Source organism: Wenzhouxiangella sp. XN24 (genome assembly GCF_011064545.1).
Taxonomy (GTDB): Bacteria; Pseudomonadota; Gammaproteobacteria; order Steroidobacterales; family XN24; genus XN24.
Window position 1 is genome coordinate 191,439 of record NZ_JAAMFG010000028.1, and the last position, 19,730, is coordinate 211,168.

Here is a 19,730-nt window from a genome sequence, read left to right on the forward strand (position 1 = left end):
GACCCCTGGTCCGTTGCCGATCTGCCGCCGCCCCGATGCCTGCGAAAATGGCTGGGGTGGGAGGATTCGAACCTCCGCATGACGGGATCAAAACCCGTTGCCTTACCACTTGGCTACACCCCAGCGGTCAACCTGGTCACGCGACTGGCGCCACCTGCCCGCCGGCCCGCGCCAGCAGGGGGCTCTCATCCAGCCCGCGAGCCACGAAACCCGTCCACTCCCGCGGCAGGTCCGCGAGCGCCTCCCGTGCGTCCGCCAGTGCGGCGAATTGCGCGAAGACGCAGCCCCCGGTTCCCGTCAGCCGCGCGCGCGCGCCGCTCCGCGCCCCGAGCCAGTCGAGGGCGGCGGCCACCGCAGGGTAGCGCCGCCTGACCACGGGCTCGCAATCATTGCGCCCGCCGGACGAAAGAAAGCCGTGAATTGTCGTTTCCGCCGAATCCCGTGTCAATTCGGGGTCGGCAAAGACCGCAGCCGTGGACACGAAACAGTCCGGACAGATCACGGCGAAGCAGGCCGGCGGCAGCGTCACGGGGATGAGTCGCTCACCGACCCCCTCCGCCCAGGCCGAGCGTCCATGGATGAACACGGGCACATCTGCGCCGAGTTCCAGGCCGAGGGCCGCGAGCCGCTCGACCGGCCAGCCCAGCCCCCAGAGATGGTTCAGCCCGACCAGCACCGTGGCGGCGTCGGAACTGCCGCCGCCGAGCCCGCCGCCGGCGGGAATGCGTTTGCGGATCCTGATCTCGGCCCCCTGGCGCGTACCGCATGCCGCCTGCAGCCGGCGGGCGGCCCGTACGGCGAGGTCGTCTTCCGGCGCCACGGCGGCGAGCCCCTCGGGCCGGCTGATCACCCCGTCGGAGGTCGTCTCGAGGAAGATATCGTCGCCGAAGTCGAGCAGCTGGAAGACGGTCTGCAGGTCGTGGTATCCGTCGGGACGGCGGCCTGTCACCTGCAGGAACAGGTTGAGCTTCGCCGGCGCGGGCCAGCAGCGACTCATCGGCGGGCGCGCGGCGAGGCGCCCGGGATCTCCCAGCGATCGGTCATGACGCGGATACGGACATCCCCACGTTCCATGTCGAGCCGGCGCGGCAACACCAGGCCCTCGGCTTCGCCGTAGCTGTCGTAATAAACGGCCCAGCCGGCCTGCTCGACGCTCTCCAGCAGGCCCACCTCGTCCGGCACCTCGGTGGCGGGCAGGCCGGGATCGGAGACGCCGAGAATCCAGTAGCGCATGCTGTGCACCGGCAGGCTCCAGCCGAAGCGGTCGTTCATTTCTTTCTCGGGATCAGTCAGCAGGAATTCATCGCCGGCCGTCGTCTTGACACGCAACTGCTCGGGATCGCCGTGGATCCGGAACCCACCGAAACCGAACGGCCCCCGGAAACGGAAATCCACGATGTCGTCGTTCTGTTCCCAGGACACCGTGCCGCTGTAGCCGCGCCGCCCGGTATTCAGCGCGAGCCGACCCTCCATCCGGAATTCCTCGATATCGCGCAATGTTTCCCGCCTTTCCAACCAGTCGATCCCCGGTGCCACCGGTCGCTCAACGGGTGCAGCACAGCCGCCGCCCAGAACGCCAATGAGAACGATTATAGAGAACCTCGATGCCCGTTCGGCAATGAGCCGCCGCAAGACCGTCGCGCAGGGCATGGTCAGGGGTCAAGCCGGCCCATCGTATCGAGCAGCACCGGGCTTCCCGGCCACTCGACGATGGCCTCGAGCCAGATGTCGCGCGCCTCGTCCACACGTCCCAGCGCCCAGAGGACCTCCCCGAGGTGCGCAGCGATCTCGGGATCTCGCTGCAGCCCCCAGGCGCGGGACAGGTAGGGCAACCCCTCGGCCGGACGCCCCAGCTTGAAGAGCACCCAGCCCATGCTGTCGAGAATCGCCGGGCTGTCGGGATCGAGGACGAAGGCGCGGCGGATCAGCTCGTAGGCCTCGGCATGTCGCTCGGTCATGTCGGCAAGCGTGTAGCCGTAGGCATTGAGCGCTGCCGGATCGTCCGGATACAGCGTGGCGATGTGCCCGAAGTCCTCCAGCGCCGCCGCAACATCGTCCCGTTCCACGTGCATCAATCCGCGCGCATAACGCAGGTCGATCGCGTCGGGATGCCGTTTGAGCAGCTCATCGTAGACGGCCAGGGCCTCCTCGGACTCGCCCATGCGGGCCAGCAGCTCGGCGCGGGCTGCTCCGAGTTCGACATCCGCACCCGGATTCTGGCGCGCAAAAATCTCCAGGTGATTCACGGCCAGCTCGGGCCGGCCCAGCCGGAACATCAGCAGCGCGAGCCGCACCTGGGCGGTGACCAGGTGTTCGCCACCATCGATGCGCGAATAAAGCCGCGCCGCCTCTTCGACCTCACCTTGCTGCTCGGCGATGCCTCCGAGGTAGAACAGGGCGTCGTTGGTGTAACGTCCCGTGACCAGGAGGCTGTGGAAAATCTCGCGCGCCACCTCGATCCGGCCCTCGAAATACTCGAGGTAACCGAGCGCCCTGAGAGCCTCGGAATCCCCGGGATCGCTCTCGAGCAGGCCCTCCAGCACGGCCCGGGCCTCGCCATTCCGCTCGCCGGCGATCAAGGTGACGGCCCGTTCCAGCGCCATCCGCCGTTCGCCTGCCTCGGGTCGCGCGTCCAGCCACTCGAGCGCCTCGTCGACGCGCCCCGCAGCGACGAGTGCGCGACCGTAGAGGATCGCCGCCTCGGTCCATTCGGGCGCCAGGTCGACGGCTCGCCGGGCTTCGGCAAGCGCGAGATCGACCTCGCCGGCGCGCAGTCCCAGGTAGGCCTGCGCGTAGGCGCCGCTCGGATCCTGCGGATAATCCGCCACCACCGGGGTCATCGCCGCGATTGCGGCTTGCCGATCGTCCGCGCCTGTCACCAGCGGCAACATCCCGAGGAAAGGCCGCGGATCGGCGGCTTCGCCCGCGGCGACACGCAGCACGCGCAGTTCCCGGGTCGCACCCTTCACATCACCGGCGGCAAGCCGGAAGCGGGCCAGGAAGCGCCTCGCATCGAGTTCGTCGGGCGCCAGCTCGGCCCAGCGCTCCGCGGCCTCGAGCCCCTCCGCCTCGGTGCCGAAACTGCTGATCACCCGGGTCGCCCGGGCTGCAACCGCCGGGTCGTCGCTCGCGCGCGCCGCCCGCAGGTACTCGGTGGCGGCCAGCGCGGGAAGTTCGCGCTGCAATGCGATCTCGGCCATGAACAGGTGGTAACTGGCCTCGCCGGGCTCGCCGAAGTCGGGCGCGGAGTCGGCCGGATCGCCGTGTTCGGGTCCGGGGGCCGCGCAGGCCCCCAGCAGCAGCAGGACAAAGAGTATAAAGGGCTTCATGATTCCGGCTTCGCTCGTGGAAAGCCACTATACCCCATGAAAACAAGGCCCCGTGAGCGACTGCCGCTTGTCACCACGTGCCCGGTTGCCGGACAATTGAGCAATTGTCTTGCCGGGCGGTCGCGCCAGTAACCTGATGTCCCTGAAAGTACTCGGTGTCAATCATCGCTCCGCCCCGGTCGAGATCCGGGAGAAGCTCGCCTTCAACCAGGACCGCCTGCCGGTGGCCCTCGGCGAACTCGTGCGGCTGCCGCAAGTCGACGAGATGCTCATTGTCTCCACCTGCAATCGCACCGAGTTCTACAGCCGCTGCGCGGACAAGGGCCTCGTCTCGCTGCGTGACTGGCTGAACGATCACCACAGCCTGGGGGATCGCGCCAACGGCTGCCTCTACCAGCTCGACAACCAGCTCGCTGTCAGCCACACCTTTACGGTCGCTTGCGGACTCGACTCGGCGGTCCTCGGCGAGCCGCAGATCCTCGGCCAGATGAAAGAGGCCTACCGCATCGCCACGGAAGTGGGCAGCGCCGGGCCCGTGCTGCACTCGCTGTTCCAGCAGGCGTTCTCGGTGGCCAAGCAGGTTCGAACGGACACCGAGATCGGCGCGAGCGCGGTGTCCGTCGCGTATGCGGCAGTCAATCTCGCGCGCCAGATCTTCGCGGATTTCGGCCAGCACTCGGCGTTGCTGGTAGGCGCGGGCGAAACCATCGAGCTGGTCGCGCAGCATCTCGCCGGGCGCGGCATCGGCAAGATCGTGATCGCCAACCGCAGCATCGCCCGGGCGCGGAATCTCGCGCAGGAACACAAGGGTTTCGCCATCGAGCTCGATGAAATACCGAACCACCTCGCGGCGGCAGACATGGTGATCTGCTCGACGGCCAGCCCGGACGCGCTGATCACCAAGCCGATGGTGCAGGCGGCGCTGAAGGCCCGGCGGCGCAAGCCGATGTTCATGGTCGACCTGGCCGTGCCGCGCGACGTGGAAGCGGCGGTCGGGGAACTGGACGATGTCTATCTCTACACGGTGGACGACCTGCAGGGCGTGGTGGACGACAACCTCAAGGCGCGGGAAGAAGCCGCGGCGCAGGCCCGGCGCATCATCGACGTGGAGGTCATCCGCTTCGCGCAGACCCTCAAGACGCGTGATGCGGCGCCGACCATCCGCTCGGTGAGAACCCGGGCGGAGGCGATTCGCAGCGCCGTGGATGAGCAGGCCCGGCGCATGCTGGAAGCCGGCCGCACGCCCGAAGAGGTGATGAATTTCCTTTCCCACACCCTGACCAACAAGCTGCTCCACCTGCCGAGCGTAGGCATGCGCCGGGCCGGCGAGGAAGGCGACCAGGAACTCCTGACCGCGGCGCGCCGGCTGTTCGGCCTCGAAGCCGAGGACTGATTGAAAGATTCCATTGTCACCAAGCTGGCGAACCTGGTGGAACGCCACGAGGAGGTCAGCGCACTGCTCTCCGATCCGGCGATCATCGGTGATCAGCAGCAGTTCCGTGAACTGTCGCGGGAGTACGCCAGGCTCGAGCCGTTGGTGCGGGATTACCAGGCCTGGACGCAGGCCCGCCGGGACCTGGCCGCCGCCGAGGACATGGCCGCGGACAAGGACCCCGACCTGCGCGCGCTGGCGGCCGAAGAGCGCGAGGGCGTCATGCTGCGCATCGAGCAGCTCGAGGACGTGCTCAAGAGCCACCTCGTGCCGCACGACCCGATGGACGAGGCGAACATCTTCCTCGAAATCCGTGCCGGCACGGGTGGTGACGAGGCCGCCATTTTCGCCGGCGACCTGTTCCGCATGTACTGCCGCTACGCGGAACGCGTGGGATGGAGCATCGAGATCCTGTCGGCCAGCGAGGGGGAGCACGGCGGCTACAAGGAAATCATCTCGCGCGTGAGCGGCCAGCGGGTCTACTCGCGCCTCAAGTTCGAATCCGGCACGCACCGGGTGCAGCGGGTCCCCGAGACCGAGTCGCAGGGCCGCATACATACCTCGGCCTGCACGGTCGCCGTGCTCCCCGAACCCGAGGAGATGGAAGCGATCGAGATCAACCCTGCCGACCTTCGCGTGGACACTTACCGCGCGTCGGGGGCCGGCGGGCAGCACGTCAACAAGACGGATTCCGCCGTGCGCCTGACGCATCTCCCCACCGGGATCGTCGTGGAATGCCAGGACGAGCGCTCCCAGCACAAGAACCGCGCCCGCGCCATGGCGCTGCTGAGCGCGAGGCTGGTCGATGCGGAACGTTCCCGGCGGGCCGCGGCGCAGGCGCAGAACCGCCGCCTGCAGGTCGGCTCCGGCGATCGTTCGGAGCGCATCCGGACCTACAATTTTCCCCAGGGCCGGATCACCGACCACCGCATCAATCTCACGCTTTACCGCCTTGAAGACACCCTCGCCGGCGACCTCGACGCCTTGCTCGAGCCGCTGGCCAGCGAGTACCAGGCGGACCAGCTCGCTGCACTCTCAGAGCAGGCCTGAAGGAACCACCGCATGCAAGCAGTCAACAGCGTCATCGAGGCGATCGGCAACACGCCCCTGATCCGGCTGCGCGGCCCGTCGGATGAGACCGGTTGCGAGATCCTCGGCAAGGCCGAGTTCATGAACCCCGGCGGTTCGGTGAAAGACCGCGCTGCGCTCGGTATCGTGCGCGACGCCGAAGCCCGGGGCAGCCTCAGGCCCGGCGGCGTGATCGTGGAAGGCACGGCAGGCAATACCGGCATCGGCCTGGCGATGGTCGGCAATGCGCTCGGCTATCGCACCGTGATCGTGATGCCGGAAACCCAGAGCCAGGAGAAGATCGACACCCTCAAGGCCTACGGCGCGGAAGTGCGCCTCGTGCCGGCCGTGCCATACAAGAACCCGGAGAACTACGTGCACGTCTCGGGACGGATCGCCACGGCATTGCGGGAGAGCGAGCCGAACGGCGCCCTGTGGGCCAACCAGTTCGACAACACGGCGAACTACGCATTCCATCTCGCCACCACCGGACCCGAGATATGGACCCAGACGGGGGGGCGGATCGACGGCTTCATCTGCGCCGTCGGCACCGGGGGCACGCTTGCGGGTGTCGGGCGGGCTCTCAAGGCCCGCAACGAAGGCGTACGTATCGGTCTCTCGGACCCCACCGGTTCGGCCCTGTACGCGCATTTCACGCGTGGCGAACTCAAGGCCGAAGGCAACTCCATCACCGAGGGCATCGGCAACGGCCGGATCACGAAGAACATCGCCGAGGCGGTCGTGGATCACGCCTTCCAGGTACCGGACTCGGAGTCCATCCCGCTCGTGTTCCGCCTGTTGCAGGAGGAAGGGCTTTTGCTCGGCGGCTCCAGCGGCGTGAACGTCGCCGGCGCGATGCGCCTGGCGCGCGAACTCGGGCCCGGCCACACCATCGTGACCATCCTGTGCGATTCCGGCCTGCGTTACCGCCAGCGGCTGTTCAACCCGGCCTTTCTCGCATCGAAAGGACTGCCGGTGCCGGCGTTCCTCGAAACCTGAGGAATCGCCGGCCGCCGGTCATGGCTCAGCTCGCCTTGTCGAGCAGGCTCCGGGCGCTGTCGGGGAGACGCACCTTCAACCAGTCGAAATTCAGCTTCGTCGGGTTGTCGATGTACTTCTGCGGCTCGTCCACAACCGACTGCAGGTAGTCTTTCGAGACCTTCCACTCGGTGTCGTGCTCGGACTTGCCTCGCGCGTACAGCTCGATCTTGCCGTCGAGGTAACGCACCGTGAAGTAGTCGAAAGGCTTGTCCGGGTCCTCGGCGTAGATCTCGACACCCGCCTTGTGGCCGTTGAGCGTCTTGTCCGCCGCCGAGATCAGCGTGCCGATCACCTTGCTGTCGCGGTTCTTCTCCAGCGCCTCGTTCGTGACGTCCAGGGTGCCCTTGAAGAGGTCGTAGATGTTCTTGTCGGCCATTGCTTGCCTCCTTGCCGGCGATGCGGCGTGTGGATCGTTAAGTCTCACCAGGAGAGGTGCAATCCGCGTGCCATGCGCCGCAGACCGTCGATGCTGGCGCCGGCGCCCCCCAATGCGACCTGCCGAGGAAAAAACTTCCTTTGCAGAGGAAGTTTCTGCTGTGAGAACCGGTGGTCGGCGGGGGTCAGGCGCCGGCGGCGGCGAGCGCCTGCTCGAGATCCGCCAGCAGGTCGTCGGACTCCTCGATGCCGACAGACAAGCGGATCAGGGTGTCGCTGATGCCGAGCCGCCCGCGCGTCTCCGCCGGCACGGAGGCGTGCGTCATGATCGCCGGGTGGTTGACCAGGCTCTCCACGCCACCGAGGCTCTCGGCGAGCGTGAACAGCCGGCAGTTCTCGAGGAATGTCCGAGCGGCCGGCAGCCCCCCCGAGATATCGAAACTGACGATCCCCCCGCCCCCGGCCATCTGTCGCCGCGCGAGCGCCTGTTGCGGATGGGATTCCAGCCATGGGTAGAGGACCCGCGTCACGCCACGACGACCCTCGAGCCAGCGGGCCACGGCCAGGCCGTTCTCGTTGTGCCGCGCCATGCGCAACTCGAGCGTCTTTACGCCGCGCAATGCCAGGAAGCTGTCGAACGGCCCGGCCACCGCGCCGATCGAGTTCTGCAGGAAGCCGAGCTGTTCAGCGAGCGCCTCATCGCGCACCACCACGACACCACCGACGACGTCTGAATGGCCGTTGAGGTACTTGGTCGCGGAATGCATGACGATGTCGGCGCCGAGCGTCAACGGCCGCTGGCCCCAGGGGCTGGCAAAGGTGTTGTCCACCACCACGATGGCGCCATGCGCACGGGCGCGTGCGGCGACAGCCTCGATATCGACCAGCTTGAGCATCGGGTTGGTGGGTGTCTCGATCCACACCATGCGCGTGTCCTCGCGCAACGCCTCTTCGAGAGCGTCCGGCGCGGAGAGATCCGCATAGCTCACCCGCAGGCCGGCGCTGCGCGCCCTGACGCGGTTGAACAGGCGACCCGTGCCGCCGTAGAGATCGTCCATGGCCACCACGTGACTGCCCGCGTCCAGCAACTCGAGCAGCGTGGCGATCGCCGCCATGCCCGAGGCGAAAGCGAAACCGTGAGTGCCGTCCTCGAGATCGGCGATGCACCGCTCCCACGCCATCCGGGTCGGATTCTGCGTGCGGGAGTACTCGTAGCCCTGGTGCACACCGGGACTCGACTGCGCATATGTCGAGGTGGCGTAGATGGGCTGCATGACGGCGCCCGTCGAGGGGTCCACCGACTGGCCGGCGTGGATCGCGCGTGTGCCGAAGGCGTCCCGGCCTGTCTTACTGGTCATTGGGTTCCCTCTGGTGCAGCCGGCGCAGGTAATTCAATACGTCCGAGCGGGTGATAAGGCCGAGAAAGCGCGTGCCATCCTCCTCGGTGACCGCGGCGTAGGAGTCGCCGTGCAGCAAGGCCACGAGATTGTCGAGCGACGTCGACTTGTCCACTTTCAGAAAACGTGTCCGCATGGCGAAACTGACCGGCTTCGACATCAGCGCGGGATGGCCGAAAGCGACGCGAATGATGTCGTCCTCGGTGATCACGCCGACCAGCTGGTCTGCGTCCATGACCGGCAACTGAGAGAAACCGGCGTTCCGCAGACGATTGTGCGCAGTGGTGATCACGTCGTCGGCGCTCACCGTGATGGTGGCGCGATGCTCATGCGGCCGGCCGATGAGATCGCGCAGATCGCCGAATTCCTCGCGCTGGATGAAGCCCTGGTCTTCCATCCAGAAATCGTTGTACAGCTTCGACAGGTACTTGTTGCCGGTATCGCAGGCGAACGCGACGACCCGCTTGGGCGTGGTCTGCTCGCGACAATAGCGCAGCGCGGCCGCCAGCAGCGTGCCGGACGACGAGCCGGCGAGAATGCCCTCGCTGCGCAGCAATTCCCGCGCCATGGAAAACGATTCGGCGTCGCCGATCGTATAGGCGGCCCGCACCATCGAAAGGTCGGCGATGTCCGGAATGAAGTCTTCGCCGATTCCTTCCACCAGCCAGCTGCCGCCCTTCCCCATGGTCCCGCTGCGGATGTACTCCGCGAGAATCGAACCCTCCGGGTCGGCCAGCACGAATTCCAGCTCCGGCGCCACGTCGCGGAAAAACCGGGTCATGCCGGAAATCGTCCCGCTGGAACCGACACCGACGACGATGGCATCGACGTCCTGCTCCATCTGCTCCCATATTTCCGGTCCGGTCGTCTGTTCGTGGGCGGCCGGGTTGTCGGGATTGCCGAACTGGTTGACGTAGTAGCCGCCGCGTTCCTCCGCGATGCGCTGCGCGAGATCCTGGTAATACTCGGGGTGGCCCTTGCCGACATCGGAACGCGTCAGGACGATCTCGGCGCCCATCGCCCGCAGGTTGAAGATCTTTTCCTGGCTCATCTTGTCGGGCAGCACGAGCACCAGCCGGTAGCCCTTCTGCGATGCCGCCAGCGCCAGGCCGATGCCCGTGTTGCCGGCCGTCGCTTCCACCAGGAGGTCGCCCGGGCGGATGTCGCCGCGCCTCTCGGCTTCGGCAATCATCGAGATCCCGATGCGGTCCTTGATGGAGCCGCCGGGATTCATGAGCTCGAGCTTGAGGAACAGACGGCAGGGGCCCGTATCGATCCGGGTGACCTCGAGCATCGGCGTCGCGCCGACCATCTCGAGCACGTTCTGGTAGATCCTCATCGTTCCTCCACGCCCGTCTTTGGGGGGCGCGGTATCGCGCGCCCGGCAGGCTGCGCGTATTCTACACCCCAGACTCCAGGACCAGACCGGGCATGGCCGACGAAGATTTCAACCACTCCATCAAGCAATACCTCGACGACGGCACCGCCATCCTGCGTGGCGTCAGCGAGAGCCCGCGGCTCGAAGCCGAATTGCTCATGGGCCTGGTATTCCGCAAGCCGCGCAGTTTTCTGCTGACCTGGCCGGAGCGCCTGCTGAGCGAAGCCGAGGCGCAGCACTACGAGACTTTGCTGCGGCGACGCTTTTCCGGGGAACCGATCGCCTACATGACGGGGCTCAGGGAATTCTGGTCGATGCCGCTGAAGGTGACGCCGGAAGTCCTGATCCCGCGTCCCGAAACCGAGCTCCTCGTCGAGAAAGCCCTGTTGCGCCTGCCAAGCGACGAGGAAGTCCGCGTGCTCGATCTCGGCGCCGGCTCGGGGGCGGCCTCACTGGCCATCGCCCGCGAGCGCCCGCGCGCCACGGTCGTCGGAATCGATATTTCCGAGGCCGCGCTCAACGTGGCGCGCCTGAATGCAAAACTGCAGAAGCTGGACAATGTCGAGTTCCGCGAGAGCGACTGGTTCGATGCGGTGCGCGGCGAGAAATTCCATGTCGTCATCGGCAACCCGCCCTACGTGGCCGAGGACGACCCGCACCTTGCGCGGGGCGACGCCCGCTTCGAGCCGCGCCTCGCGCTCGACGCCGGGCCGGCAGGGATGGACTGCCTGCGGGCCATCGTGGACCGCGCGCACAACTACATCGTCCGCCAGGGCTGGCTGTTGCTGGAACATGGCGGCAGCCAGCACCTGCCCCTGCGCCGGCTCCTCGAGGCCCAGCACTACCATGACATCACCGTCCACAAGGACCTCGCGGGACACGACCGGGTGACCGAATGCCGTTTCGTCGAGTGAGGGTGAGGGCTTGAGCACGGATCGTTATGCAAGGCACCTCGCGCTCGCCGGTTTCGGCCCCGCCGAGCAGGCCCGCCTCAGGGCGGCGACCGCGCTGGTGATCGGCGCCGGCGGGCTCGGTTCGCCGGTGTTGCTCTACCTCGCCGCCGCCGGCATCGGCCGCCTCGTGGTGAGCGACTTCGACACGGTGGACGTGACCAACCTGCAGCGCCAGGTGCTGTTCAACGCCGCGGACGTCGGGCGGCCCAAGGCCGAGGCCGCCGCAGCGCACCTGCGGGAACTCAACCCGGAAACGGCGGTCTCTGTGGTGGACCGCCGGCTGCTCGGCGACGAACTCCTGGCGGCGGTGGCGGCGGCGGACGTGGTGCTGGACTGTTGCGACAACTTCGGCACGCGCTTCGCCTTGAATCTCGCCTGCGTGCAGGCGCGCAAGCCGCTGGTGTCGGGCGCGGCGATTCGATTCGAGGGCCAGCTGGCGGTGTTCCGTCTCGACCGGCCCGGCGAGGCTTGTTACCGCTGCCTGTGGCAGGAAGAAGCTGAGGAACTCGAAAGCTGCCGCGGCAACGGCGTGCTCGGGCCTGTCCCCGGCGTGATCGGCAGCCTGATGGCCGTCGAGGCGCTCAAAATCGCGAGCGGCTGCGCGCCGTCCGCGGACGGCAAGCTGGTCTTGTACGACGCCATCGGGAACGACTGGCGCCAGTTGAAACTGGAACGCGATCCCGCGTGTGCGGCCTGTGGAACGGACGCATCGGAACAATGACGAGAACAATACTCCTGGCGCTGGCGGGCGCACTGATCATCTCGGGAAATGTTATGGCTGCAGACGACCCCTTCCTGTGGCTCGAGGACGTGGAGGGCGAAAAAGCGCTTGACTGGGCCCGGGCGCAGAACGAACGCGCGCTGGCGCGCCTCGAGGCGCATCCGGATTTCGCGGCGATTCACGCCCGCAACCTGGAGATCCTGACGTCGGACGAGCGCATCGCCATGCCCGCGCTGCGCGGCGGCCAGGTCTACAATTTCTGGCGCGATGCCGAGCACGTGCGCGGCCTGTGGCGCCGCACCTCGCTGGAAAACTATCGCGCGGACCCGCCGGAGTGGCAGGTGCTGCTCGACCTGGACCGGCTCGCAGAGGCCGAGGACCGGAACTGGGTCTGGGCGGGATCGAGCTGCCGTTATCCGGATTACGATCGCTGCCTGGTGGGCCTTTCGGTCGGCGGCGCCGATGCGGCAGTGCGCAGGGAGTTCGACCTGGACAGGGGCGAGTTCGTGGCGGACGGCTTCTACCTGCCGGAGTCGAAGAGCAGCATCGGCTGGCGCGACCGGGATTCGGTATTCCTCGGCCCGGTCTTCGACGACACGCAGGTGACGGACTCCGGTTATCCGCGTCTCGTGCAGATCTGGGAGCGCGGCACGCCGAAAGAGGATGCGCGGACCATTTTCACCGGCGAGCGCGCCGACGTCGGCAGCTTCGGCGGACGTTACTGGGACGGTGACCGACACTACGACATCGTCATCCGGGTTCCCGACACCTTCTCGCGCATCTACCATCTCCTGGTCGAGGGTGAAACCCGGCAGCTGAATATCCCGCGCGATGCTAACATCGCCGCGATTCAGGACGGCCAGTTGTTGCTGGAGCTGAAATCCGACTGGCAGCTGGGTGAGCGGACCTTCCCCCAGGGCGCGCTCGTCGCGGGACCGGTGGAGGGTTTCCTGGCGGAGCGCCCCGAGGTGTCCCTGATGTTCGCGCCGGACGCGCGTTCGTCCATCACGGCGGTGAGCAAGACCGAAAACGTCGTGCTGGTGTCGGTGCTGGAGAACGTGGTCGGCAAGCTGCTGCGCTTCGTTCATGACGACGCGGGCTGGCACCGCGAGGAGATCGAGGTGCCAGCGCTCGGCACGGTCAGCCTGGTCGCCACCGACGACCGCTCGGACGTGTTCTTCTACACCTATGCCGGCTTTCTCACGCCGACCTCGCTTTACCAGGCCGACGCCGCCACGGGCGCGAGCGCGCCGCTCCGCAACGAGCCGGCATGGTTCGATCCGGCCGGCATGAGTGTCCGGCAGCACGAAGCGATCTCCGCGGACGGCGAGCGCATTCCCTATTTCGTCGTCACGCCGCCCGGCTTCGAGGCCGACGGCAAGAATCCGACCATGATCTTCGCTTACGGCGGATTCGAGGTGCCGTACCTGCCCGGCTACTCGCCTGTCACGGGCTCGGCCTGGCTGGAACGCGGCGGCGTGTACGTGCTGGCGAACATCCGCGGCGGCGGAGAGTTCGGGCCACGCTGGCACCAGGCGGCGCTGAAAGAAAACCGCCAGCGGGCCTTCGACGACCTGATCGCCGTGGCCGAGGACCTGATCGAGCGCAAGATCACCTCGCCGGAGCATCTCGGCATCCGCGGCGGCAGCAACGGCGGCCTGCTGGTGGGCGCCGTCATGGTGCAGCGCCCGGAACTCTTCAACGCGGTAGTGTCCCAGGTGCCGCTGCTAGACATGCGGCGCTACCATCGGCTGCTGGCCGGCGCGAGCTGGATGGCCGAGTACGGGGATCCCGATGATCCGGAGCAGTGGGCCTACATCAGCCGCTATTCGCCCTACCAGAACGTCTCAGCGGACGCCGACTACCCGGTGGCCTTCTTCGCCACGTCGACGCGCGACGACCGGGTGCACCCGGCGCATGCCCGGAAGATGGTCGCGAAGATGCTCGACCAGGGACACGAGGTGCTCTACTACGAGAACATCGAAGGCGGCCATGGCGGCGCAGCCAACCTGGAGCAGAGCGCCTATCTCAACGCGCTGATCTTCGCGTATCTCTTCGAACGGCTGGCGCCGGCGGAGGCGGCTGACTAGCCGTCCACAACCCGCCCCCGGGGCGTCCGGGGTGGGGGGTCTAGGCCCGCTCCGCCACGGCCCAGTCGTGCAACAGGTCATCGATCCGGCTGAAGACCTCGCCGATGACGGCCGGCTCGGGCAGCGTGGTGATGCGGAAATGATTGTTGTACGCGGTGTTGAAGCTCACGCCGGGCGCGACCAGCACATGCTTGTGCTCGAGCAGTTCGTAGGCGAAGCGCTCGTCATCGAAATCCGGCAATGCTTCCGTGCTCACGCGCGGAAAAGCGTACATGGCGCCGTCGGGCGTCACCAGGTCGATGAACCTGCTGCCCGCCGCACCGTCGATCACCGCCTGGCGTGACTCGTAGAGCCGTCCGCCCGGCGTGACCAGGTCGCGAATGCTCTGGTAGCCGCCGATGGCGGTCTGCACCGCCCATTGTCCCGGCACGTTGGCGCACAGTCGCAACGCGGAGAGCAACTCGACCGACTCGAGGTAGCGGTCCGCCGTGTCGCGGCTGCCCGAGAACACCACCCAGCCGACCCGGTAGCCGCAGGCGCGATAGACCTTCGACAGGCCGGAAAACGTGCCGCAGAGCGTGTCCTGGACGAGCGTGGCCATCGGGACGTGCTCGGCGTCGTCATAAGTCATGGAGTCGTAGATCTCGTCGCTGAACACCACCAGGCGGTGGCGCTCGGCAAGGCGCGCCAGCGACTCGAGCAGTTCCCGCGGGTACACGCGCCCCGTCGGATTGTTCGGATTGATCACCACGAGCGCCCGGGTTCGGGGCGTGATGAGGCGTTCGATCTCTTCCGGGTCCGGCAGGAAGCCGTTCTCGGGGCGGCAGGGATAATGGACCGCGCGTGCGCCGTTGAGCACGGTCGCCGCGGTCCAGAGCGGGTAGTCCGGGCTCGGGATAAGCACCTCGTCGCCGTCGTTGACGAGCGCCCGCAAAGTCAGGTCGATCAGCTCACTGACCCCGTTGCCGATGAACACGTCCTCGGCCGTGACGCCCGCCACGCCCCGGCTCTGCTGCTGCATCACGACTGCTTCACGCGCCGGGAAAATGCCCTTCTGGTGGCAGTAGGGCTCGCTGGCCTGCAGGTTCTCGATCATCGCCAGGCGCATGGTCTCCGGCGTGCGGAAACCGTAGAGGCCCGGGTTGCCTATGTTCAGGGCAATGATTTCGTAACCCATGCGCTCGAGTTCCAGCGCGCGCCTTGCGAGGCGGCCCCGGATCTCGTACTTGACGCCGGTCAGCGCGCGGCTCGGCGCGACGATCTCGGGGCTGGAGTCTGGTGATGCGTTCATGTTGCGGAGCATTAAATCATGCGCCGCGAAAAATGGGCAGACCGGGGCGCTTCCCCGGGATCAGGCCGCCGAACGGGTGTAGCCGAGATTCGGCCCGAGCCAGCGTTCGGCCTCCTCCACGGACCAGCCCTTGCGAGCTGCGTAATCCTCCACCTGGTCGCGATCGATCCGCCCGACCTGGAAATAGCGTGCCCCCGGGTGCGAGAAATACCAGCCGCTCACTGCGGCCGCCGGCATCATCGCGTAATGCTCCGTCAGACGGATTCCGGTGCGCGCCTCGGCGTCCAGCACCTGCCAGAGCACGTCTTTTTCCGTGTGATCCGGGCAGGCCGGGTAGCCCGGCGCCGGCCTGATGCCGCGATAGTCCTCGGCGATCAATGCGTCGTTGCCCAGCTGCTCGTCCGGCGCGTAAGCCCAGATTTCGCGCCGCACATGCTCGTGGAGCCGTTCCGCGAAAGCCTCCGCCAGCCGGTCGGCCAGGGCCTTCAGCAAGATCGAACGGTAATCGTCGTGCTCGGCCTCGAAGGCGGCGACCCGGGAATCGATGCCATGCCCGGTCGTCACGGCAAAGGCCCCGATCCAGTCCGCCACGCCCCGCTCCGCCGGCGCCACGAAATCGGCGAGGCACAGGTTGGGCTGGCCCTCCGCCTTGCGCTTCTGCTCGCGCAACTGGTGGGCCGTCGCCAGCGTCGTCGCACGGTCCTCTCCCGTGTAGATGCGGACGTCGTCTCCCACCGCCGCGGCGGGAAATATACCGGCGACGCCGCGCGCCTGCAGCCACTGGTCGCGAACGATGTCGTCCAGCATGCGGCGCGCATCATCGTAGAGCGAGCGGGCGACCTCACCGCGCTGCGGGTCGTCGAGAATCGCCGGGAAGCGCCCGGAGAACTCCCAGGCGTTGAAGAACGGCATCCAGTCGATATAGGGAACCAGCGCCTCCAGCGGGTAGTCGTCGAATACCCGGATCCCGGACTGCGCCGGGGCCGGCGGCTGGTACTGGTCCCAGCCCCCCGCGAAACGATTTTCCCGCGCGTCCGCCAGGCTGAGCTGGGGCCCCCTGGTCCGCGGCCGATTGTGCTGCGCGCGGCGCTTGGCGTGCTCGCTCTCGATGTCGGCGACGAACGCGGGACGGTTCTCGGCGCTGATCAGTTTCTGCACGACGCCTACAGCCCGGGAAGCGTCCTTGACGTAGATGACGGCGCCTTCGTAGGCAGGGTCGATCTTCACGGAGGTGTGCGCCGGCGAGGTGGTCGCGCCGCCGATGAGCAGCGGCTGCTTGAAGCCCAGGCGCTGCATCTCGGCGGCGACGTGGATCATTTCGTCGAGCGACGGCGTGATCAGGCCGGACAGCCCGATGATGTCGGCGTTTTCGCGCCGGGCCGCCTCGAGAATCCGGTCGCAGGGCGTCATGACGCCGAGGTCCACGACCTCGAAACCGTTGCACTGGAGCACGACCCCGACGATGTTCTTGCCGATGTCATGCACGTCGCCCTTCACCGTGGCCATGATGATCCGCGCCCGCGGCTGGCGATCCGCCTCCTTTTCCATTTCCAGGTAGGGCACGAGGTGCGCGACGGCCTTTTTCATCACGCGCGCCGACTTGACCACCTGGGGCAGGAACATCTTGCCCTCGCCGAACAGGTCGCCGACCACGTTCATGCCGGACATCAACGGCCCCTCGATGACGTCGAGCGGGCGACCCAGTTCGATGCGCGCCGCCTCGGTGTCGGCGACGATGTGCTCGTCGAGTCCCTTGACCAGCGCATGCTCGAGCCGCTTGAGCACGGGCCAGTCGCGCCATGCGAGGTCATCCGAAGCGCGCTTGGCGCCGGGCCCGCCGCGGAACTCGTCGGCGAGCACGAGGAGGCGTTCCGTGGCGTCGTCGCGCCGCGCCAGGATCACGTCCTCGACGGCCTCGCGCAGCGGGCCGGGAATGTCCTCGTAGATCGCAAGCTGGCCCGCATTGACGATGCCCATGCTCATGCCGGCACGAATCGCGTGGTAGAGGAACACCGAGTGCATCGCTTCCCGCACCCGGTCGTTGCCGCGAAACGCGAACGACACGTTGGACACGCCGCCGCTCACCAGCGCACCGAGCTCCGTGCGAATCAGGCGAGTCGCCTCGATGAAATCCACCGCGTAGCGATCGTGCGCCTCGATGCCGGTGGCCACCGCGAAGATGTTGGGATCGAAAATGATGTCTTCCGCCGGCAACCCCGCCACCTCGGTGAGCAGCCGCCAGGAACGCCGGCAGATCTCGAGACGGCGCTCGAGGGTCTCGGCCTGGCCGTCCTCGTCGAAGGCCATGACGATCACCGCCGCGCCGTGCCGTCGTATCTCGCGCGCCTGGCGCAGGAACTCGTCCTCGCCCTCCTTCAGGCTGATCGAGTTGACGACGGATTTGCCCTGCAGGCACTTCAGCCCCGCCTCGATCACCGACCACTTGGACGAGTCGATCATGATCGGCACGCGTGCGATGTCCGGCTCGGTCGCCACGAGGTCCAGGAAGGTCTGCATCGCCTTCTCGGAATCGAGCATGCCCTCGTCCATGTTCACGTCGACGATCTGCGCGCCGCTGTCCACCTGTTGCCGCGCCACGTCCAGTGCGCCGGCGTAATCGTCGGCCTCGATGAGCTTGCGAAAGCGCGCCGATCCCGTGACGTTGGTCCGCTCGCCGACATTCACGAACAGGGAATCCGCATCGATGTTGAGCGGCTCGAGCCCGCTGAGGCGGCAGGCCCGCGGGCGTTCGGGCACGACCCGCGCAGGCTTGCCGCGAATCGCCCCGGCCAGCGCGGCGATGTGCTCGGGCCGGGTGCCGCAACAGCCGCCGATGACATTGACGAAGCCGCTCTCGGCGAACTCGCCGACCAGCCCGGCCATCGTCTCGGCATCCTGGTCGTAGCCGCCGAAAGCATTCGGCAGGCCGGCGTTCGGATGCACGCTGACGAAGGTGTCGGCGAGGCGCGACAGTTCCTCGATGTGCGGCCTGAGCTGCTCCGCACCGAGCGCGCAGTTGAAGCCCACCACCAGCGGCCGCGCGTGGCGCACCGAGTTCCAGAAAGCCTCGACCGTCTGCCCGGACAGGGTGCGTCCGGAGGCGTCCGTGATAGTGCCCGACACCATGACAGGCAGGCGGAAGCCCTCCTCCTCGAACAACACGGCCAGCGCGTAAAGGGCGGCGCGCGCGTTGAGCGTATCGAAGACGGTTTCCACCATCAGCAGGTCGGCGCCGCCATCGGCCAGGGCCAGCGCCGCCTCGCGGTAACTGCTCACCAGTTCGTCGAAGCGCACGTTGCGCTTGCCCGGATCGCTGACGTCGGGGGAGATGGAGGCCGTGCGATTGGTCGGCCCGAGCACGCCCGCGACGAAGCGGGGCCGGCCGTCGGCCGCCGCCGCCTCGTCCGCGCAGCGCCGCGCGATCGCAGCCGCGGCGAAATTCATTTCCGCCACGAAATCCTGCAAGCCATAGTCGGATTGCGCGATCGAGGTGGCGCTGAAGGTGTTGGTCTCGAGAATATCCGCGCCGGCCTCGAGATACGCCTGGTGCACGCTGGCGACGACGTCCGGCCGCGTGATGCTGAGCACGTCGTAGTTGCCCTTCAGGTCCGCGTGGTCCGGGAAGCGGTCGCCGCGGAAATCGGCCTCGACGAGGCCCTTTTCCTGCATCATCGTGCCGGTGGCGCCGTCGAGCAGCAGGATGCGGCGGGACAGCAGCTCCGCGAGCTCGGCGCTGCGATCGGGCTGGCGGTTCGGTCGATTCGCCTCAGGCATACGCCACCTGCGGGGCCGGGCTGTGCAGCAGGCAGTGACAGATCGCGTAAACCAGCTCGGCGCGATTCAGGGTGTAGAAATGGAAATCGACGACGCCGTGCCGGCGCAGCGTCTCGACCATGTCGATGGCCACGCTCGCCGCGATCATCGCCCGCGTGTCGGGATCCTCCTCCAGGCCGGCGAAACGCTCCTGCAACCACGGCGGGATGCTGGCGCCGCAGGCTGCCGCGAACTTCGTGATCTGCGGAAAACGCGTGATCGGCAGGATGCCCGGGACGATCGGCACCGTGATTCCCGTGGCCGCCGCGGCATCGCGGAAGCGCAGGAAGGCCGCCGGATCGAAGAAAAACTGCGTGATGGCGCGCGTGGCGCCGGCATCGATCTTGCGCTTCAGGTTGTCGAGATCGGCCGCCGGGCTGGGAGCTTCCGGATGCGTCTCCGGATAGGCCGCGACGGAGATCTCGAAATCGCCGATCGTGCGCAGGCCGGCCACCAGGTCCGCGGCGTAGGCGAAACCTTCCGGATGCGGCACGTAGGTCTCGCTGCCCTTGGGCGGATCGCCGCGCAAGGCCACGATGTGGCGAATGCCCGCATCCCAGTACCGGCGTGCGACCTCGAGAACCTCGTCGCGGCTTGCCCCGACACAGGTCAGGTGGGGTGCGCTGACGAGCCCGGTATCGGCGTGAATGCGGGTGACGATGTCATGGGTTCGCTCCCGGGTCGAACCGTCGGCCCCGTAGGTCACCGAAACGAACTTCGGTGCGAGCGGCGCGAGGCGCTCGACCGTCTGCCAGAGCCGTGCCTCGAGCTTGGCGTCACGAGGAGGAAAGAACTCGAACGAGAGGTTGATGGGCGGGCGATTCAAGGCGAAAACTCCTGGG

The 19,730-nt window shown here is 67.3% G+C and carries 15 protein-coding genes and 1 tRNA gene; 6 read left to right on the forward strand and 10 right to left on the reverse strand.

Features of this window, described 5'->3' with window-relative positions; genetic code table 11:
- Positions 1–48: 48 nt before the first annotated feature.
- The 4 genes from G6032_RS05220 to G6032_RS05235 all read right to left on the reverse strand — a co-directional run bounded on the left by G6032_RS05220 (position 49) and on the right by G6032_RS05235 (position 3,329).
- A tRNA-Gln gene (locus G6032_RS05220) sits at positions 49–123 on the reverse strand.
- A 13-nt stretch (positions 124–136) separates the two neighbouring features.
- Complete coding sequence (gene ispE / locus G6032_RS05225) at positions 137–997, reverse strand: 4-(cytidine 5'-diphospho)-2-C-methyl-D-erythritol kinase (protein WP_165281074.1); 861 nt, start codon at positions 995–997, stop codon at positions 137–139.
- Positions 994–1,650 (reverse strand): lipoprotein insertase outer membrane protein LolB, encoded by a 657-nt coding sequence (lolB, locus tag G6032_RS05230; protein WP_276610859.1) that lies wholly within the window; start codon positions 1,648–1,650, stop codon positions 994–996. The genes ispE and lolB overlap by 4 nt, the downstream gene beginning before the upstream one ends.
- Before the next feature lie 2 nt (positions 1,651–1,652).
- On the reverse strand, positions 1,653–3,329 hold the full coding sequence (locus G6032_RS05235) for a tetratricopeptide repeat protein (RefSeq protein ID WP_165281076.1): 1,677 nt from the start codon (positions 3,327–3,329) through the stop codon (positions 1,653–1,655).
- 136 nt (positions 3,330–3,465) lie between these two features.
- On the opposite strand from G6032_RS05235, the gene hemA reads away from it, so the two are divergent.
- Genes hemA through G6032_RS05250 form a run of 3 tightly spaced genes read left to right on the forward strand, consistent with a single transcriptional unit; the run spans position 3,466 to position 6,828 of the window.
- Complete coding sequence (gene hemA, locus G6032_RS05240) at positions 3,466–4,722, forward strand: glutamyl-tRNA reductase (protein WP_165281077.1); 1,257 nt, start codon at positions 3,466–3,468, stop codon at positions 4,720–4,722.
- Positions 4,723–5,811, forward strand: coding sequence for a peptide chain release factor 1 (gene prfA / locus G6032_RS05245; RefSeq protein WP_165281078.1), 1,089 nt, complete (start codon positions 4,723–4,725; stop codon positions 5,809–5,811). It begins immediately after the preceding gene.
- A 12-nt stretch (positions 5,812–5,823) separates the two neighbouring features.
- Entirely contained in the window at positions 5,824–6,828 is a 1,005-nt protein-coding gene (locus G6032_RS05250) for a cysteine synthase A (protein ID WP_165281079.1), read from the forward strand.
- A gap of 25 nt (positions 6,829–6,853) precedes the next feature.
- Here G6032_RS05250 and G6032_RS05255 read toward each other — a convergent pair whose 3' ends face one another.
- From G6032_RS05255 to G6032_RS05265, 3 genes are all read right to left on the reverse strand, one after another.
- Entirely contained in the window at positions 6,854–7,246 is a 393-nt protein-coding gene (locus G6032_RS05255) for a hypothetical protein (RefSeq protein WP_165281080.1), read from the reverse strand.
- Between the two features lie 184 nt (positions 7,247–7,430).
- Entirely contained in the window at positions 7,431–8,603 is a 1,173-nt protein-coding gene (locus G6032_RS05260) for a PLP-dependent aspartate aminotransferase family protein (protein ID WP_165281081.1), read from the reverse strand.
- On the reverse strand, positions 8,593–9,981 hold the full coding sequence (locus G6032_RS05265) for a cystathionine beta-synthase (RefSeq protein WP_165281082.1): 1,389 nt from the start codon (positions 9,979–9,981) through the stop codon (positions 8,593–8,595). Before G6032_RS05265 ends, G6032_RS05260 begins: the two co-directional genes overlap by 11 nt.
- A 92-nt stretch (positions 9,982–10,073) precedes the next feature.
- Here G6032_RS05265 and prmC point away from each other — a divergent pair, with 92 nt between their 5' ends.
- Genes prmC through G6032_RS05280 form a run of 3 tightly spaced genes read left to right on the forward strand, consistent with a single transcriptional unit; the run spans position 10,074 to position 13,784 of the window.
- Positions 10,074–10,934 carry a peptide chain release factor N(5)-glutamine methyltransferase gene (gene prmC, locus G6032_RS05270; RefSeq protein WP_165281083.1) on the forward strand — a complete coding sequence of 287 codons (861 nt, stop codon included), beginning with the start codon at positions 10,074–10,076 and terminating at the stop codon, positions 10,932–10,934.
- A gap of 10 nt (positions 10,935–10,944) precedes the next feature.
- Complete coding sequence (locus G6032_RS05275; protein WP_165281084.1) at positions 10,945–11,694, forward strand: HesA/MoeB/ThiF family protein; 750 nt, start codon at positions 10,945–10,947, stop codon at positions 11,692–11,694.
- Positions 11,695–11,747: 53 nt separating this feature from the next.
- Positions 11,748–13,784, forward strand: a complete 2,037-nt coding sequence (locus G6032_RS05280) for a prolyl oligopeptidase family serine peptidase (protein ID WP_206211821.1) — start codon at positions 11,748–11,750, stop codon at positions 13,782–13,784.
- 40 nt (positions 13,785–13,824) lie between these two features.
- On the opposite strand, the gene G6032_RS05285 is transcribed toward G6032_RS05280, so the two are convergent.
- Genes G6032_RS05285 through metF form a run of 3 tightly spaced genes read right to left on the reverse strand, consistent with a single transcriptional unit; the run spans position 13,825 to position 19,714 of the window.
- Entirely contained in the window at positions 13,825–15,075 is a 1,251-nt protein-coding gene (locus G6032_RS05285) for an aminotransferase class I/II-fold pyridoxal phosphate-dependent enzyme (RefSeq protein ID WP_165281086.1), read from the reverse strand.
- 60 nt (positions 15,076–15,135) lie between these two features.
- Positions 15,136–18,849, reverse strand: a complete 3,714-nt coding sequence (gene metH, locus G6032_RS05290; RefSeq protein ID WP_165281087.1) for a methionine synthase — start codon at positions 18,847–18,849, stop codon at positions 15,136–15,138.
- Positions 18,842–19,714 (reverse strand): methylenetetrahydrofolate reductase, encoded by an 873-nt coding sequence (gene metF, locus G6032_RS05295; RefSeq protein ID WP_240901997.1) that lies wholly within the window; start codon positions 19,712–19,714, stop codon positions 18,842–18,844. Before metF ends, metH begins: the two co-directional genes overlap by 8 nt.
- Positions 19,715–19,730 lie beyond the last annotated feature (16 nt).

Coding starts and splice junctions, on each gene's coding strand:
- ispE (WP_165281074.1), bottom strand. CDS start 997: ATGAGTCGCTGCTGGCCCGCGCCGGCGAAGCTCAACCTGTTCCTGCAG.
- lolB (WP_276610859.1), bottom strand. CDS start 1,650: ATGCCCTGCGCGACGGTCTTGCGGCGGCTCATTGCCGAACGGGCATCG.
- G6032_RS05235 (WP_165281076.1), bottom strand. CDS start 3,329: ATGAAGCCCTTTATACTCTTTGTCCTGCTGCTGCTGGGGGCCTGCGCG.
- hemA (WP_165281077.1), top strand. CDS start 3,466: ATGTCCCTGAAAGTACTCGGTGTCAATCATCGCTCCGCCCCGGTCGAG.
- G6032_RS05250 (WP_165281079.1), top strand. CDS start 5,824: ATGCAAGCAGTCAACAGCGTCATCGAGGCGATCGGCAACACGCCCCTG.
- G6032_RS05255 (WP_165281080.1), bottom strand. CDS start 7,246: ATGGCCGACAAGAACATCTACGACCTCTTCAAGGGCACCCTGGACGTC.
- G6032_RS05260 (WP_165281081.1), bottom strand. CDS start 8,603: ATGACCAGTAAGACAGGCCGGGACGCCTTCGGCACACGCGCGATCCAC.
- G6032_RS05265 (WP_165281082.1), bottom strand. CDS start 9,981: ATGAGGATCTACCAGAACGTGCTCGAGATGGTCGGCGCGACGCCGATG.
- prmC (WP_165281083.1), top strand. CDS start 10,074: ATGGCCGACGAAGATTTCAACCACTCCATCAAGCAATACCTCGACGAC.
- G6032_RS05280 (WP_206211821.1), top strand. CDS start 11,748: ATGGCTGCAGACGACCCCTTCCTGTGGCTCGAGGACGTGGAGGGCGAA.
- G6032_RS05285 (WP_165281086.1), bottom strand. CDS start 15,075: ATGAACGCATCACCAGACTCCAGCCCCGAGATCGTCGCGCCGAGCCGC.
- metH (WP_165281087.1), bottom strand. CDS start 18,849: ATGCCTGAGGCGAATCGACCGAACCGCCAGCCCGATCGCAGCGCCGAG.